14 protein-coding genes are annotated in these 16354 nt (G+C 45.3%); 9 read left to right on the top strand and 5 right to left on the bottom strand.

The annotated features are described in order from the left end of the window. Positions 1 to 46: 46 nt before the first annotated feature. On the top strand, positions 47 to 652 hold the full coding sequence (locus AB4517_RS07245) for a LuxR/HapR/OpaR family quorum-sensing transcriptional regulator (protein WP_019824386.1): 606 nt from the start codon (positions 47 to 49) through the stop codon (positions 650 to 652). Between the two features lie 311 nt (positions 653 to 963). Here AB4517_RS07245 and lpdA read toward each other — a convergent pair whose 3' ends face one another. From lpdA to ampD, 5 genes are all read right to left on the bottom strand, one after another. Then, entirely contained in the window at positions 964 to 2394 is a 1431-nt protein-coding gene (lpdA, locus tag AB4517_RS07240) for a dihydrolipoyl dehydrogenase (protein WP_372148121.1), read from the bottom strand. Between the two features lie 241 nt (positions 2395 to 2635). After that, on the bottom strand, positions 2636 to 4552 hold the full coding sequence (aceF, locus tag AB4517_RS07235) for a pyruvate dehydrogenase complex dihydrolipoyllysine-residue acetyltransferase (RefSeq protein ID WP_372148120.1): 1917 nt from the start codon (positions 4550 to 4552) through the stop codon (positions 2636 to 2638). 30 nt (positions 4553 to 4582) lie between these two features. Then, on the bottom strand, positions 4583 to 7246 hold the full coding sequence (gene aceE, locus AB4517_RS07230) for a pyruvate dehydrogenase (acetyl-transferring), homodimeric type (protein WP_065584923.1): 2664 nt from the start codon (positions 7244 to 7246) through the stop codon (positions 4583 to 4585). Between the two features lie 62 nt (positions 7247 to 7308). After that, positions 7309 to 8070 carry a pyruvate dehydrogenase complex transcriptional repressor PdhR gene (gene pdhR / locus AB4517_RS07225; RefSeq protein WP_136973772.1) on the bottom strand — a complete coding sequence of 254 codons (762 nt, stop codon included), beginning with the start codon at positions 8068 to 8070 and terminating at the stop codon, positions 7309 to 7311. A 483-nt stretch (positions 8071 to 8553) separates the two neighbouring features. Continuing rightward, positions 8554 to 9153, bottom strand: a complete 600-nt coding sequence (ampD, locus tag AB4517_RS07220; RefSeq protein ID WP_017059444.1) for a 1,6-anhydro-N-acetylmuramyl-L-alanine amidase AmpD — start codon at positions 9151 to 9153, stop codon at positions 8554 to 8556. An 83-nt stretch (positions 9154 to 9236) separates the two neighbouring features. Between ampD and nadC the strand changes: the two genes are divergently transcribed. The 8 genes from nadC to yacG all read left to right on the top strand — a co-directional run bounded on the left by nadC (position 9237) and on the right by yacG (position 16336). After that, a complete protein-coding gene (gene nadC / locus AB4517_RS07215) occupies positions 9237 to 10127 on the top strand; it encodes a carboxylating nicotinate-nucleotide diphosphorylase (protein WP_372056204.1) in 891 nt (296 codons plus the stop codon). 254 nt (positions 10128 to 10381) lie between these two features. Beyond that, a complete protein-coding gene (locus AB4517_RS07210) occupies positions 10382 to 10807 on the top strand; it encodes a pilin (protein ID WP_372148119.1) in 426 nt (141 codons plus the stop codon). Beyond that, positions 10808 to 12493, top strand: coding sequence for a type IV-A pilus assembly ATPase PilB (pilB, locus tag AB4517_RS07205; protein WP_372148118.1), 1686 nt, complete (start codon positions 10808 to 10810; stop codon positions 12491 to 12493). A 15-nt stretch (positions 12494 to 12508) separates the two neighbouring features. Then, positions 12509 to 13738 (top strand): type II secretion system F family protein, encoded by a 1230-nt coding sequence (locus tag AB4517_RS07200; protein WP_136977806.1) that lies wholly within the window; start codon positions 12509 to 12511, stop codon positions 13736 to 13738. 65 nt (positions 13739 to 13803) lie between these two features. Further along, a complete protein-coding gene (locus AB4517_RS07195; protein WP_017063238.1) occupies positions 13804 to 14673 on the top strand; it encodes an A24 family peptidase in 870 nt (289 codons plus the stop codon). 2 nt (positions 14674 to 14675) lie between these two features. After that, entirely contained in the window at positions 14676 to 15290 is a 615-nt protein-coding gene (coaE, locus tag AB4517_RS07190) for a dephospho-CoA kinase (protein WP_372098718.1), read from the top strand. A 26-nt stretch (positions 15291 to 15316) separates the two neighbouring features. Continuing rightward, positions 15317 to 16057, top strand: a complete 741-nt coding sequence (gene zapD / locus AB4517_RS07185) for a cell division protein ZapD (protein WP_017063237.1) — start codon at positions 15317 to 15319, stop codon at positions 16055 to 16057. Between the two features lie 81 nt (positions 16058 to 16138). Beyond that, complete coding sequence (gene yacG, locus AB4517_RS07180) at positions 16139 to 16336, top strand: DNA gyrase inhibitor YacG (RefSeq protein ID WP_004735515.1); 198 nt, start codon at positions 16139 to 16141, stop codon at positions 16334 to 16336. Positions 16337 to 16354: the final 18 nt, after the last annotated feature.

Genomic DNA, 16354 nt, shown 5'->3' with positions numbered 1-16354 from the left:
ATAATAAAATCATTAATATAAAAATTTCGTTGGCAAGGAAAATAAAATGGACTCAATATCTAAGAGACCTAGAACTAGGCTTTCACCTTTAAAAAGAAAACTTCAATTGATGGAAATCGCTCTTGAGGTATTCTCTCGCCGCGGCATCGGTCGTGGTGGACACGCTGATATTGCAGACATCGCTCAGGTGTCTGTCGCAACGGTATTTAACTACTTCCCAACCCGTGAAGATCTGGTTGATGAAGTACTAAATCACGTTGTACGCCAATTCTCTAACTTCCTTTCAGACAATATCGATCTGGATATTCACGCAAAACAAAACCTACATAATATTGCGACTGAAATGGTGACGTTAGTGGCTCAAGATAGCCATTGGTTAAATGTATGGTTTGAATGGAGCGCTTCGACTCGTGATGAAGTATGGCCGCTATTCGTAACAACGAACCGCACTAACCAAATGTTAGTACAAAACATGTTTAGCAAAGCGATTGAACGCGGCGAAGTCTGTGACGATCACGACCCTAAACATCTAGCGAATCTATTCCACGGCATTTGCTACTCGCTATTCATCCAAGCGAAACGTGTAGAAACGCCAGAAGAGCTTTCAAGCTTAACGGATAGCTATTTGAACATGCTGTGCATTTATAAATAGATTTGAAATTCGGTCTTCGAAAAAAACTTAGGGATTGGCGTATTGCGTCAATCCTTTTTTGTTTTTAGCACTCGCTCTTCGTATCCCGGAGCGCAGCGTACTCGCATCTCGGAGTGAAACGTTACTGCTCTTTACCTCAGACATAAAAAAACCGCTGACGAATCAGCGGCTTTTATAATCTAGATATGCTCAAAATAATTGGAGTTGCAGCTAGGCAACAAGTAAGTTCAGCCCTATGAGCATAGATTTACTATGTGATTAGGGTGAACTTACGCAGTTAACAACGCTGCGGCTTCAAGTATGAAGAGTATTTACTTTTTCTTTTTCACTGCTTTCTTATTTGGAAGGTCAGTGATTGAACCTTCGAATACTTCCGCAGCAAGACCAACAGACTCGTGTAGAGTTGGGTGAGCGTGGATAGTAAGAGCGATATCTTCTGCGTCACAACCCATTTCGATTGCTAGGCCGATTTCACCAAGAAGCTCACCACCGTTAGTACCAACAACAGCACCACCGATTACGCGATGAGTATCTTTATCGAAGATCATCTTAGTCATACCATCTGCACAGTCAGAAGCGATTGCACGACCAGAAGCAGCCCAAGGGAAAGTCGCCACTTCGTAGTTTAGGCCTTCCGCTTTCGCTTCTTTCTCAGTCTTACCTACCCAAGCAACTTCCGGCTCAGTGTACGCAATTGATGGGATTACTTTAGGGTCGAAGTAGTGCTTCTTACCAGAGATAACTTCAGCAGCTACGTGACCTTCATGCACACCTTTGTGAGCAAGCATTGGTTGACCAACAACGTCACCGATCGCGTGGATGTGAGGAACGTTTGTACGCATTTGCTTATCAACGTTGATGAAGCCACGCTCGTCAACTTCGATACCTGCTTTTTCAGCATCGATAAGTGCACCGTTTGGAACACGACCGATAGCAACAAGAACAGCATCGTAGCGCTCAGCTTCAGCTGGTGCTTTCTTGCCTTCCATTGAAACGTAGATACCGTCTTCTTTCGCTTCAACTGCAGTTACTTTAGTCTCAAGCATTAGCTTGAACTTGTTCTTGATACGCTTAGTGAAGACTTTAACGATGTCTTTATCCGCAGCAGGGATAACTTGGTCGAACATCTCAACTACGTCTACTTTAGAACCTAGAGAGTGGTAAACCGTACCCATTTCAAGACCGATGATACCACCGCCCATGATAAGCAGTTTTTCAGGTACTTCGTTTAGTTCTAGTGCATCCGTAGAATCCCAAATACGTGGGTCTTCATGTGGGATGAAAGGAAGTTTGATTGGGCGAGAACCCGCAGCAATGATTGCGTTGTCGAAGTTAACAGTTGTTGCTTCGCCTTCGCCTTCAACAAGAATGCTGTTAGGACCAGTGAACTTACCGAAACCGTTAACAACAGTAACGTTACGCATCTTAGCCATACCGCCAAGACCGCCAGTTAGTTGATCAACTACTTTTTCTTTCCAGATACGGATCTTGTTGATGTCCGTTTGTGGCTCGCCGAATACAACGCCGTGCTCTGCCATCGCTTTCGCTTCTTCGATTACTTTAGAAACGTGAAGAAGTGCTTTTGATGGAATACAACCAACGTTTAGACATACACCACCAAGAGTGCTGTAACGTTCAACTAGTACTGTTTCTAGACCTAAATCCGCACAACGGAATGCAGCTGAGTAACCAGCAGGACCTGAACCAAGTACAACAACTTGGGCTTTAATTTCTTTGCTCATTGTGACCTCTTGTAGTCATTATCCCTAACAGGCTGAGTAGATGTTCTTAAAATTATTGGGCTTTCAAACAGCCAACATTTTACAGAGATGTTAACAGTGTGAAAGTAGCTTTAAGTTAGCCTGTGAGCTAGACAACACTTCCCTTTCGCTTTATGAGAAAAGCGGGAACTGTTCTCTAAAAATAGTCTTTATATAAAGAATTAAGGTGACCCGAAAGCCACCTTAATAATTACTTTCTCAATTACAGTACTAGACGACGAATGTCAGATAGTGCGCTGTTTAGGAAAGTAATGAAGCGTGCACCTTCAGCACCATCGATCACACGGTGGTCGTATGATAGAGATAGTGGAAGCTGAAGACGTGGCTGGAACTCTTTACCATTCCAAACTGGCTTAATTTCAGACTTAGATACACCTAGGATACCTACTTCTGGAGCATTTACGATTGGCGTAAATGCAGTACCGCCGATGCCACCAAGGCTAGAGATTGTGAAACAACCGCCTTGCATGTCTGCCGCTGTTAGCTTACCAGAACGTGCTTTCTTAGAAACAGCCATTAGCTCTTCTGATAGCTCGTAAATGCCTTTCTTGTTCACGTCTTTGAAGACAGGAACAACTAGACCGTTTGGTGTATCAACAGCGATACCCACATTTACGTACTTCTTAAGAATGATGCTTTCGCCATCTTCAGAAAGAGAAGAGTTAAACGCTGGGAACGCTTCTAGCGCTTTAGCAACAGCTTTCATGATGAACACAAGTGGAGTGATCTTCATGCCAGTGTCTTTCTTCGCTTCGATTGCGTTCTGTTCTTTACGGAATGCTTCTAGCTCAGTGATGTCTGCGTTGTCCCATTGTGTAACGTGAGGGATCATTACCCAGTTACGGTGCAGGTTAGCGCCAGAGATCTTCTTAATCTTAGAAAGCTTCTGAACTTCAGTTTCGCCGAACTTGCTGAAGTCAACTTTTGGCCATGGTAGTAGACCAAGTGCAGAGCCGTCACCGCCTTTGCCAGATGCCGCAGCACCAGACTCTAGACGCTTAAGTGCATCTTTAACGTAAGACTGAACGTCTTCTTTTAGTACACGGCTCTTACGACCAGTACCTTTAACTTTCGCTAGGTTTACACCGAACTCACGAGCTAGACGACGAACAACCGGAGACGCATGTGCGTACTCACCGTTTTCTTGGAAGTCGTCTGCAGCTGCAGGAGCTGCCGCTGGAGCTTCAGCTTTAGGTGCAGGTGCCGCCGCTGGAGCTGCTGCTTGTGCAGGTGCTGCAACAGGAGCTGGAGCTGCGCCTTCAACCGGAGTGCCGGCCACGACGAAAGTCATGATTAGAGAGCCAGTTGACACTTTGTCGCCAGCTGCAATCTTGATCTCTTTAACTGTACCAGCGAATGGTGCAGGAACTTCCATTGAAGCTTTGTCGCCTTCAACAGTAATTAGAGATTGCTCTTCTTCTACTGTATCGCCAACCGCTACCATTACTTCAGTAACTTCAACTTCGTCACCGCCGATGTCTGGAACGTTTACTTCTTTTTCAGCTGATGCTGTTGGAGCCGCTGCAACTGGTGCTGCCGCCGCTGGAGCAGGAGCTGCTGCAGGTGCTGAACCAGCAACCTCGAATACCATTACTAGAGAACCAGTAGAAACTGAGTCACCAGAAGCGACCTTGATTTCTTTAACTGTACCAGCGAATGGTGCAGGAACTTCCATTGAAGCCTTGTCACCTTCAACAGTTAGAAGAGATTGCTCTTCTTCTACTGAATCACCGATAGCAACCATGATTTCAGTAACTTCTACTTCGTCGCCACCGATATCTGGAACGTGAACTTCTTTAAGCTCTGCCGCTGCTGCCGCTGCTGCCGCTGCAGGAGCGGCTACTGGAGCTGCCTCTGCTGCTGGAGCAGGTGCAGCTTCAGCTGCACCCTCGGCTTCGAAAATCATGATTAGAGAACCAGTAGAAACTGAATCGCCTTCAGCTACTTTGATTTCTTTAACGATACCTGCTTGAGACGCTGGAACTTCCATAGAAGCTTTGTCGCCTTCAACAGTGATCAGAGACTGTTCTTCTTCAACCTTGTCGCCAACGCTTACAAGAATCTCAGTAACTTCAACCTCATCCGCACCGATGTCAGGTACATTAATTTCGATTGCCATTGCTTATTTACCTTCTAGTTAAGCGCTGTATTAAGCGTATTGTGGGTTTGTTTTTTCAGTGTCGATATCGAATTTAGCAATTGCTTCAACAACTACAGATTTCTCGATATCACCACGTTTAGCCAGTTCAGTTAGAGCTGCAACTACGATGTAGCCAGCGTTAACTTCGAAGTGACGACGTAGGTTTGCACGGCTGTCAGAACGGCCGAAACCATCAGTACCAAGTACTTTGTAAGACTCGCTTGGCATGTAAGCACGTACTTGCTCAGCGTAGTTCTTCATGTAGTCAGTCACTGCGATTGCAGGTTCTTTACCAAGAACAGTCGTGATGTACGGTACTTTCTCTTCAGCTTCTGGGTGAAGCATGTTGTCACGCTCTACCGCTTGGCCGTCACGAGTTAGTTCGTTGAACGACGTTACTGAGAATACGTCAGATGCTACGCCGTACTCTTCGCTTAGAATTTCAGCCGCTTTACGCGCTTCGTTCATGATAGTACCAGAGCTCATTAGTTGAACTTTGCCCTTAGCACCAGCGTGAGATTCAAGCTTGTAGATACCCTTACGGATGCCTTCTTCAGCGCCTTCTGGCATTGCTGGCATTGCGTAGTTCTCGTTCATTACTGTTAGGTAGTAGTAAACGTTCTCTTGCTCAGGACCGTACATGCGACGGATACCGTCTTGCATGATTACTGCTAGCTCGTAAGCGAACGTTGGGTCGTAAGAGATACAGTTCGGGATAGTGTTCGCTTGGATGTGCGAGTGACCATCTTCGTGCTGTAGACCTTCACCGTTCAGTGTTGTACGACCAGCTGTAGCACCTAGTAGGAAGCCGCGAGCTTGTTGGTCACCTGCTAGCCATGCCATGTCACCAATACGTTGGAAACCGAACATAGAGTAGTAGATGTAGAACGGGATCATTGGTAGGTCGTTCGTGCTGTATGAAGTTGCCGCTGCAACCCATGAAGCCATAGAACCTAGCTCGTTGATACCTTCTTGAAGAACTTGACCAGATGTTGCTTCTTTGTAGTAAGAAACGATGCCTTTATCTTCAGGTGTGTATTCTTGACCGTGTGGGTTGTAGATACCAACCTGACGGAATAGACCTTCCATACCGAATGTACGAGCTTCATCACAGATGATAGGAACGATGTTCTTACCAATGTTCTTATCTTTAAGAAGGATGTTTAGCGTACGTACATAAGCCATAGTTGTAGAGATATCACGCTTCTGTTCACCTAGTAGAGGTGCGAATGCGTCTAGCTCAGGAACCTTGAACTCTTGAGTAAACTTAGGAAGACGTGCAGGTGTGTAACCGTGTAGAGCGTTACGACGAGCGTGCATGTATTCGTACTCAGGCGTACCTTCTTCCAATTTCAGGTAAGGAAGTTCAGCGATCTTCTCATCTGAAAGGATGTCTTCTAGGCCTAGGCGATCACGTAGGTGTTGAACATGAGTCATGTCCATTTTCTTAACACCGTGTGCAATGTTCTTACCTTCAGCTGCATCACCCATGCCGTAACCTTTAACAGTCTTAGCTAGGATTACAGTTGGCTTACCGTTTGTCTCTTTAGCATTGTTGAATGCAGCAAACAGTTTAGAAGAATCGTGACCACCACGCTTAAGAGCGAAGATTTCGTCATCAGTCATGTCTGCAACTAGTGCAGCTGTTTCTGGGTACTTACCAAAGAAGTGCTCACGTACGTATGCGCCATCTTTAGATTTGAATGTTTGGTAGTCACCATCGATAGTTTCGTTCATTAGTTGAAGAAGCTTACCAGTAGTGTCTTTAGCTAGTAGAGAATCCCAGTTGCTACCCCAGATAACTTTAACAACGTTCCAACCTGCACCTTTGAATAGGCCTTCAAGTTCTTGGATGATGCTACCGTTACCCATTACAGGGCCGTCTAGACGCTGTAGGTTACAGTTGATTAGGAAACATAGGTTGTCTAGCTTCTCACGCGCAGCGAAAGAGATAGCACCACGTGATTCTGGCTCATCCATCTCACCGTCACCTAGGAACGCGTATACGCGTTGCGCTGAAGTTTCTTTCAGGCCACGGCCGTCAAGGTACTTAAGGAAGCGCGCTTGGTAGATAGCAGAGATAGGGCCAAGACCCATAGATACTGTCGGGAACTGCCAGAACTCAGGCATCAGTTTCGGGTGCGGGTAAGAAGGGATACCTTTACCATCAACTTCTTGACGGAAGTTATCTAGCTGTTCTTCAGTTAGACGACCTTCAACGAATGCACGAGAGTAGATACCTGGAGAGATGTGACCTTGGTAGTAAACTAGATCGCCACCGTCTGTCTCGTTTGGAGCACGGAAGAAGTGGTTGAAACATACTTCGTAGAACGCTGCTGCTGACTGGTAAGAAGCCATGTGACCACCAAGGTCTAGGTCTTTCTTAGAAGCACGCAATACGATCATGATTGCGTTCCAGCGAATAATCGAACGAATACGACGCTCAAGAGTTACGTCACCAGGGTAAGCTGGCTCTTGTGCTGCTGGAATTGTGTTGATGTAGTTTGTGTTGATGCCTGTAGCCATATCAACACCATCTAAACGCGCTTTATCTAGAACTTGTTCTAGTAAAAACTGTGCACGTTCTACACCTTCTTCACGTACTACTGACTCAAGAGCTTCTAACCAATCTTGAGTTTCCAGAGCATCAACGTCATGCTTCATGTCAGACATGGCGATCTATCCTTTTTGTTAGTTGGATTCTACTAAACACGTAAATAGCCGAAGTATTACGGCTATTTACCCTGTTGAATTCGACGTAAAGAACGTTCGCGGCGCGACTCTTCTTTGGTCAAATCCATCAATGTTTCTTCGATGTAAGCTAAATGAGAGTGTGACATTTCACGTGCCTGTTCTGGCTGTCCTGAAACGATCGCATCTACAATGTTAGCTCGATGTATACTCACTTTCTCCACAACGTCTTTACGACGATGCAACAGCTTTAAATTCTCTAAGACGTTTTGTTCGAGTAACGGAGCCAAGCTACGAACAATGTGCAATAACACCACATTGTGCGCTGCCTCTGTTAAAGCAATAAGAAAAGCCATCACCGCTGCAGATTCGGCTTCAATATCACCCTTTTCTTGCGCGCCGTGAATTTTTTCTTGGCAGGCTTGAATACGAGCAAAGTCTTCATCGGTTCCACGCAATGCCGCGAAGTAAGCCGAAATCCCTTCCATCGCATGACGCGATTCCAACAAGTCTAGTTGGGTTTCAGAATGGGACGACAACAAATTAAGCAAAGGATCTGAAAAGCTTTTCCAGATATTTTCGCTAACAAACGTACCTCCACCTTGACGGCGAGTAAGCAAGCGTTTTGCTTCTAAACGTTGTATCGCTTCTCGGATCGAAGGACGAGACACATCGAACTGTTTCGCCAGTTCGCGCTCAGGCGGCAGCTGCTGCCCTGGAGCCAGTGTTCCTTCCACTATCAACCTTTCTAACTCTTGTTCGATAACATCGGAGAGTTTTGGCTGACGAATCCTTTGATAAGCCATAGTTTGTTGTTCTTCTTTTTCTTCGCTGACAATTGGTAATACCAATTTTAAGTTGGGCAGAAATTAACATAATTAAAACGACACTGTCCAGCCTAAAATTGACCTGCATCATAGAATACAGCGTGAATTAACCATGATTTAACAAATGAAATTTAAAACAGCAACCAAATTGGTCTTACCATTTACAGGGGTAATACTTTTGGGGAGTGTTCTTGCTAGAAAGTTTCAGGATAAAAATGAATTGTTTCAGAAAGATTAGTGTCACTCGTTTAAAAATCGAACCAAGCGCACATTTAGGGTGGAAATTCTGTTCATAAGTTTTAATAAATGAGTGTTTGATAAGTTCGTCACACTCTCAATTTATTGATGCGCTTCTCTCCACCACTTTCTTTACATCGCAACAACAAAAATTCACAAGTCATTATGCCAGGCGTTGACTATTCAACGCCCACCAGCGGTAAGCCCATCGTCAAAAACTGAGGCTTAAGCTTTGAGATTTTTTTTAAACTTCTGCCAATCAAACACCAAGCCAGGGTCAGTTTTACGCAAAGGCGCTATATATTGATGGCCAGTGATACGCTCACTGGTGATTTGAGGAAACGTCGATACGAGCGTTTCTGTTAATTGGCTAAGCGCTTGATACTGCTGCTCGCTATAAGCTACAAAGTCACTACCTTCCAGTTCAATACCAATAGAGTAATCATTGCACCTTTCACGCCCTGCAAAACTCGACTGGCCAGCATGCCAAGCTCGGTCTAAGAAAGAAACGAACTGCACCACTTCCCCATCGCGACGAATCAAACAGTGCGCCGACACGCCCATTTGGTGAATCACCTTAAAAAACGGGTGTTCCTTCGGGTCGAGTTTGCCCGTAAAAAACAGTTCTATGTAAGGCCCACCAAATTGACCCGGAGGCAAGCTAATGTTGTGAACCACCAGCAGAGAAATATCGTCGGCACTCGGTCGAGCATCAAAATACGGAGAAGGAACATGCCGAGCGTTGTCGTACCATCCGTTGGAGCTGATCGTCATCTTGGTCTCACTTTCTTTTCTGCTAGCACAATAAGATGTGACCTTGCCCATAGAGCAGTCGCGCTAGCCTCTTTAATTTGAAGTTAAGCAAGAGTATCATTCCATTCCCACTCCCTTTCAAGATTAGATTTGCGATGAAAAACACACATAACAGCCACCAACGCCTTGACTACTTAAAAGAGCAACTGCCTCTAGAGATCACTCGTGCAGTAGCCGAGACTATCAAAGAAGACCTAGGTGGCACGTTAGATCCAGCGGCTGACATCACAGCAAGTCTAATCCCAGCAGACGCAATCAACAGCGCAACCATCATTACTCGTGAGCACGGTGTGTTCTGTGGTAAAGCTTGGGCTGATGAAGTGTTTAAGCAACTGGGCGGTGAAGTGACTATCGAGTGGAATGTAGAAGATGGCGACAAGGTTGAACCAAACCAAACACTTTGTACCTTAACAGGTCCAGCACGCGCGCTATTAACGGGTGAGCGCAACGCAATGAACTTCATTCAAACGCTATCTGGTTGTGCGACTACGACGGCTACCTACGCGGACAAAATCAAACACACAGAGTGCCGCCTGTTAGATACTCGTAAAACGATACCTGGCCTGCGCAGCGCACTAAAATACGCAGTCGCTTGTGGCGGCGGTTTCAACCACCGTATTGGGGTTTTCGATGCTTACCTAATCAAAGAAAACCACATCATCGCTTGTGGTGGCATTGAGAAGGCTATCTCTACTGCAAAAGAGCTGAACCCAGGTAAACCAGTAGAAGTAGAAACAGAGAGCCTAGAAGAGCTAGAGCAAGCGATCAGCGCTGGTGCAGACATCATCATGCTAGACAACTTCACCACAGACATGATGCGTGAAGCTGTGAAAATCAACGCTGGACGTGCTGCGCTAGAAAACTCTGGCAACGTGACGCTAGATACCATTGCAGAGTTTGCTGAAACGGGCGTTGATTATATCTCGGTAGGCGCACTAACTAAGCACCTAAAAGCGATGGACCTATCCATGAGATTTAAAGCGTAATTAACTGAATAGTAAATAATTTATGTGAAGGCACTGTTTATAACGGTGCCTTGTTTATTGCCTGAATTATCAGTATTTCAAGCAGTTATTTAAGCTGATCGCATAATTTTGCTTGCTATATGAAACACTACACCAATAAACACCAAACCACTCGCGACCGCGCCTGAACACCATTCCACTTCCCCACCTCGACTTCTATTCTCTCTACCATCTTGTGCTTGCACTGAAACAAACTAAAGAATGGAATGAGAAGAATGAATAACAAGAACAAAAGAACGAATCAGAAAGGCTTTACGCTGATTGAATTGATGATCGTAGTAGCTATCATTGGAGCATTATCGGCGATTGCAATACCTGCATATAAAAACTATGTTGCGAAAAGTGAAGTCGCAGCAGCAGTAGCAACCATGAAAGCCCTACTAACACCAGCAGAACTAATCTACCAAGAAGATGGTAAATTAGCATCCGGTACTTCGGTTAGTGAATTAGGTATATCGGCAAGCTCAAACGTTTTAGGTACTATCAGTGTTTCAGGTGAAAACACACTAAAATTTCTATTCGGAGCTAATAGTTCAGTTAGTAGCGCCTATCTCTCTTATTCAAGAACTGACACAGGTTGGACATGCGCTGCAGCATCAGCCGGTGTAAGTAATTTACCGACAATTGATAGTTGCTCATAAGTGCTAACCAACCTCCCAACCGTTCTACGTCAGGCCGACTTACTCAGCCTGACTCAAGAACAAGCCGTGGCGGAACATGTACAAGCTTCAGGTATTTCAACACCTGAAGCTTTGCTCGTTCTAGATTTCTTCAGCGGCGACTCCTTAGCAAACAACATTAAAACCATCTTCGGCTTACCGTTAGTACAACTTGCCAATACTGACTATGAGACCTTATGTGACCAACTAGGACTTCGAGAACTGATTACCAAGTATAGTGCTATCCCGATTTCAGTCTCTAGCTCGACTCTCACACTCGCCTCTGCCGACCCGACCGATTTACAAGCGGAAGATGACTTTCGATTTGCGACCGGATTACAGATTGAATTGGTTGTCGCCAACTACTCTGAATTAGAAGGCGCAATACGAAAGCTGTATGGCCGTTCGATTTCTGGACAAGACTCTAAACGCAAAGAGATCACTCAAGACGAACTCGCCAATCTAGTTGAAGTGTCTGACGATGAGATAGCGTCGATTGAAGATCTTAGCCAAGACGATTCCCCTGTCAGCCGCTTTATCAATCAGATACTGGTCGATGCGGTACGCAAAGGTGCATCAGACATCCACTTCGAACCTTATGAAGAGCGCTACCGAGTACGCCTGCGTTGCGATGGCATCCTTGTTGAAATACAGCAACCCGCCTCTCACTTAAGTCGTCGTCTATCAGCTCGCTTAAAGATCCTCGCCAAGCTTGATATCGCTGAACGCCGCTTGCCTCAAGACGGTCGTATTAAACTGCGTCTAAATGACGACTTAGCGATTGATATGCGTGTATCAACGCTGCCGACCTTGTGGGGTGAAAAGATCGTACTGCGACTGCTTGATAGCAGCGCGGCCAATCTAGATATCGATAAGTTAGGTTACACCGAAGATCAAAAAGCACTCTACCTCGATGCCCTGAAACGCCCACAAGGGATGATCTTAATGACAGGGCCTACCGGCAGCGGAAAAACCGTCTCCCTATATACTGGCCTTCGAGTGCTCAACACAACTGAACGCAACATATCAACAGCCGAAGATCCGGTGGAAATTAACCTATGTGGTATCAATCAGGTACAAGTGACGCCTAAGATCGGCTTTGGATTTGCGGAAGCTCTGCGATCATTTTTACGACAAGACCCTGATGTGGTGATGGTTGGAGAGATCCGCGACTTGGAAACGGCAGAAATCGCGATCAAAGCATCGCAAACGGGTCACTTAGTACTTTCGACACTGCACACGAATTCCGCCGCAGAAACCGTCACCCGACTCGCACATATGGGTATAGAACCCTTTAACCTCGCTTCATCATTGAGTTTGATTATCGCCCAACGACTGGCAAGACGATTATGCAACCACTGCAAAGAAAATGACGACTCGCCAGACATATTCCTGCGTCACTCCATTCCTAACAGCCAAACCATCTACAAACCGAGTCCTAAAGGTTGCAATGAGTGTAACCAGGGTTATTCGGGGCGAGTGGGTATCTATGAAGTGATGCCGTTTAGCGATCAACTGAAAAGCAGCCTAATCGACAAACCGAACGCGTTGGCCATTGAAAACTTGGCTCGCCGAGAAGGCATGAGAACTCTGCAAGAGTCGGGGCTAGATAAATTGCTTGAAGGCACCACCAGCTATCAAGAACTGCAACGTGTTCTGTACATATAAACTAATGGATCACCAATGAGTAGCAAGTCCAAACAATCACAATTAAAAAGCTATCACTGGAAAGGCATTAACAGCTCAGGCAAGAAAGTGTCTGGGCAAACGTTAGCGCTCACCGAATTGGAAGTACGAGAAAAGCTCAAAGAACAGCATATTCAGATTAAGAAAATCAAAAAGAAAAGTATTTCAGCCGTCACTCGTTTAACCCATAGAGTAAAAGCCAAAGACATCACTATTTTGACTCGGCAGCTTGCTACCATGCTGGCCACTGGTGTGCCTATCGTACAAGCCATCAAGTTGGTGTCGGACAATCACCGCAAAGCTGAAATGAAATCAATTTTATCGCACATCTGCAAAGGTGTAGAAGCCGGAACTCCGATCTCAAAAGCGATGCGAACCGCAAGCCGTCACTTTGATGATCTCTACACCGACTTAGTCGCGACGGGCGAACTTTCCGGTAATCTAGCGCAAGTATTCGAACGCTTGGCAACTTATCGAGAAAAGAGTGAACAGTTAAAGTCTAAGGTTATAAAAGCACTGATCTACCCAGCGATGGTGGTCATTGTTGCACTAACTGTCTCCTACCTAATGCTAACCATGGTAATCCCCGAATTTGAATCTATGTTTTCAGGCTTTGGTGCAGACTTACCTTGGTTTACTCAGCAGGTACTCCACCTTTCCCATTGGATGCAGGCTTACAGTTTTTATACGGCTGTAGGCATCGGGCTTGTTGTTCTGATTATTTACCAACTATGCCAGCGCTCCCACTCGTTCAGACTGTCTGTCAGTCGGCTAGGATTGCGTTTCCCTGTTCTCGGTGGCGTATTAGCGAAAGCCTCAATAGCCAAATTCAGCCGAACCTTATCAACAAGCTTTAGTTCCGGTATTCCTATTTTAATGAGCCTAAAAACCACAGCCAAAACCGCAGGCAACCTACATTATGAATCAGCAATCATTGAGGTTCACCGAGAAACCGCAGCAGGCATGCCGATGTATATCGCGATGCGCAATACCAATGCCTTCCCTGAAATGGTGTTGCAGATGGTGATGATTGGTGAAGAGTCGGGCAACCTTGATGATATGCTCAATAAAGTCGCTTCCATTTACGAGTTTGAAGTAGACAACACCGTCGACAATTTAGGCAAAATTTTAGAACCATTGATCATCGTATTTTTGGGAACGGTTGTTGGCGGGCTTGTGGTTGCGATGTACTTACCGATCTTTAATCTTATGAGTGTGTTAGGATAGTTAAAGCAACTAAACACCCATGAGCAGCAATCTCTGCTCACCTTGATTAAGTGGTAAAGGACACTATGGAAGTATTTCACTACTATCCTTGGCTATTCCCCGTATTAGCTTTCATTTTTAGCCTTCTTATCGGCAGCTTCCTCAACGTAGTCATACACCGTTTACCGATTATGATGGAACGCGAATGGCAACAAGAGTGCTCGGAATATTTCTCTCAATATAAAATTCCAGCGCCAGAGGGAAAGTTCAATCTCAGCATTCCTCGTTCAACCTGCCCGAAATGCAAAACCCAATTAAGAATCGTCGACAATATCCCAGTGTTAAGCTGGTTGCTCTTAAAGGGTAAGTGCCACAGCTGCGCTAATCCAATCAGTGCTCGCTACCCTTTGGTCGAACTGCTTACCGCAATACTTTGCACAATGGTTGCTAGCCACTTTGGTTTCAGTTACTACGCCATTGCTTTGATTTTTTTCACCTTCGCACTGATTACCGCGACCTTTATCGATCTCGATACCATGCTGTTACCCGATCAAATCACCTTGCCTTTAGTATGGTCCGGTATCGCTTTAGCATTGTTTAATATCAGCCCAGTATCGCTGCAAGATTCTGTGGTTGGCGCAATGGCTGGCTACCTGGCTCTGTGGTCTGTTTATTGGTTGTTCAAACTACTGACAGGCAAAGAAGGCATGGGTTACGGTGACTTCAAACTCCTGGCTGCGCTTGGCGCATGGCTTGGTTGGCAGCACCTACCGATGATCATCCTTTTATCTTCGCTTGTTGGCCTTGTGTTTGGTTTGATTCAACTTCGCTTGAAACAGCAAGGCATAGATAAAGCCTTTCCATTTGGGCCCTACCTTGCGATTGCGGGTTGGGTAAGCTTGATGTGGGGCAACGACATCATGGGCTGGTATTTCACTTCTGTACTAGGAATTTAACCATGGCAATCATTATCGGATTAAGTGGTGGTATCGCCAGTGGCAAAACCACGGTAGCCAACCTATTCAATCAGCATTTCAATATTGATATTGTCGATGCTGATATCGTGGCACGCGAAGTAGTGGCATTGGGCAGCGAAGGCCTAAAACAGATCGCCGCTCATTTTGGCGAAGACATATTGCTTGAAGATGGCATGCTAAACCGAGCTAAACTGCGCGAAGTAATCTTCTCTGATCCCACCGAAAAACAATGGCTCAATGATCTTCTTCATCCCATGATCCGCGACAAAATTGACAGTGACCTGTCTAAAGTCACATCCCCTTATGCTTTATTAGTCGCACCGCTATTGGTTGAAAACCAAATGCAAGGCATGGCCGATCGCGTTTTAATCGTTGATGTGCCTACAGAAGTGCAAATAGAACGCACAATGAGTCGTGACAATGTTTCGAAGGAACAGGTTGCCGCAATTTTAAAATCACAAGCTTCAAGAGAACAGCGCTTAGCGGTTGCAGATGACGTGATTAAAAACCATACTAAAAACCAAGAACTTTTGCCTCAAATCACAGATTTACATCAAAAGTATCTGGCAATCAGTACAGTAGATGGGTCAGAATAGAACTATGTTGAATGAAGGTTTGCTCGATGATCACCCATAAATTTGAACATCCTCTAAATGAGAAAACACGCATCTACTTAAGAGTCGAATCACTCTTGAGGCAGCTACACTTGTCTTCTACATTTTCCGATGCTCAACAGTATCAACTCTTTTTCCGTTCCATCTTTGATCTGATTGAAATCTTCGAACAGATCCAACTCAAGAGCGAACTCGCAAAAGATATTGAGAAGCAACGTGTAACCTACAAAAGTTGGTTGGATGTTGAAGGTGTCGATCAAGAGATGCTGACATCACTACTTAATGACATTGGTAACATCTATCGTGATCTGATGCAGGCAGAGCGTTTTGGCCAGTCACTTAAAGAAGACCGCTTCCTAAGTGCAATTCGCCAACGCTTTAATCTTCCAGGTGGTTCATGCTGCTTTGATCTGCCCGCACTGCATTATTGGCTGCACCTTCCTCTCGATAAGAGAATGCGAGATGCCAAAGCTTGGATGGATAGCCTACAGCCTCTGTATGAAGCGCTAACACTGTGGTTGAAGCTCACCAGAGAGACGGGTCACTTCAAAGAGCAAATCGCTCGTGCTGGCTTCTTCCAGAGCGATGCCGATGAAGCGAATATCCTTCGTCTTTCTATTCCGATGCAATACGGTGCCTACCCGATGATCTCCGGTCACAAGAACCGCTTTGCTGTTAAGTTCATGAGCTTTGAAACTGGGCAAGCCTGTACTCAAGACATCGAATTTGAATTGGCAATCTGCACCTAATTAATTTCCTTTTATAGTTTGGCTTGAGTCCTCACTCGAGCCTAAACTCACTATTATTACACCTTCAAATTAAGAATCACTATGTCGAAGAAAATCACCATCGTTAAATGCCCTCAATGTAATGCTGACGTTGAATGGGGCGAACAAAGCCCGCACCGCCCGTTTTGCAGCAAGCAATGTCAGATGATTGATTTCGGTGAATGGGCAGACGAAGAGAACAGCATCGCTGGCGCACCAGATATGTCAGATAGCGATGGTTGGTCGGAAGATCCGCACTAAGCGAGTAGCGAGTAGCGA

This window comes from Vibrio sp. 10N.222.52.C3 (assembly GCF_041474195.1).
GTDB lineage: Bacteria > Pseudomonadota > Gammaproteobacteria > Enterobacterales > Vibrionaceae > Vibrio > Vibrio crassostreae_C.
This window is presented reverse-complemented; position numbering and strand designations above follow the sequence as displayed.

Coding starts and splice junctions, on each gene's coding strand:
- aceF (WP_372148120.1), bottom strand. CDS start 4,552: ATGGCAATCGAAATTAATGTACCTGACATCGGTGCGGATGAGGTTGAA.
- lpdA (WP_372148121.1), bottom strand. CDS start 2,394: ATGAGCAAAGAAATTAAAGCCCAAGTTGTTGTACTTGGTTCAGGTCCT.
- nadC (WP_372056204.1), top strand. CDS start 9,237: ATGAAAAACACACATAACAGCCACCAACGCCTTGACTACTTAAAAGAG.
- AB4517_RS07200 (WP_136977806.1), top strand. CDS start 12,509: ATGAGTAGCAAGTCCAAACAATCACAATTAAAAAGCTATCACTGGAAA.
- AB4517_RS07210 (WP_372148119.1), top strand. CDS start 10,382: ATGAATAACAAGAACAAAAGAACGAATCAGAAAGGCTTTACGCTGATT.
- coaE (WP_372098718.1), top strand. CDS start 14,676: ATGGCAATCATTATCGGATTAAGTGGTGGTATCGCCAGTGGCAAAACC.
- aceE (WP_065584923.1), bottom strand. CDS start 7,246: ATGTCTGACATGAAGCATGACGTTGATGCTCTGGAAACTCAAGATTGG.
- pdhR (WP_136973772.1), bottom strand. CDS start 8,070: ATGGCTTATCAAAGGATTCGTCAGCCAAAACTCTCCGATGTTATCGAA.
- zapD (WP_017063237.1), top strand. CDS start 15,317: ATGATCACCCATAAATTTGAACATCCTCTAAATGAGAAAACACGCATC.
- AB4517_RS07195 (WP_017063238.1), top strand. CDS start 13,804: ATGGAAGTATTTCACTACTATCCTTGGCTATTCCCCGTATTAGCTTTC.
- yacG (WP_004735515.1), top strand. CDS start 16,139: ATGTCGAAGAAAATCACCATCGTTAAATGCCCTCAATGTAATGCTGAC.
- ampD (WP_017059444.1), bottom strand. CDS start 9,153: ATGGGCAAGGTCACATCTTATTGTGCTAGCAGAAAAGAAAGTGAGACC.
- AB4517_RS07245 (WP_019824386.1), top strand. CDS start 47: ATGGACTCAATATCTAAGAGACCTAGAACTAGGCTTTCACCTTTAAAA.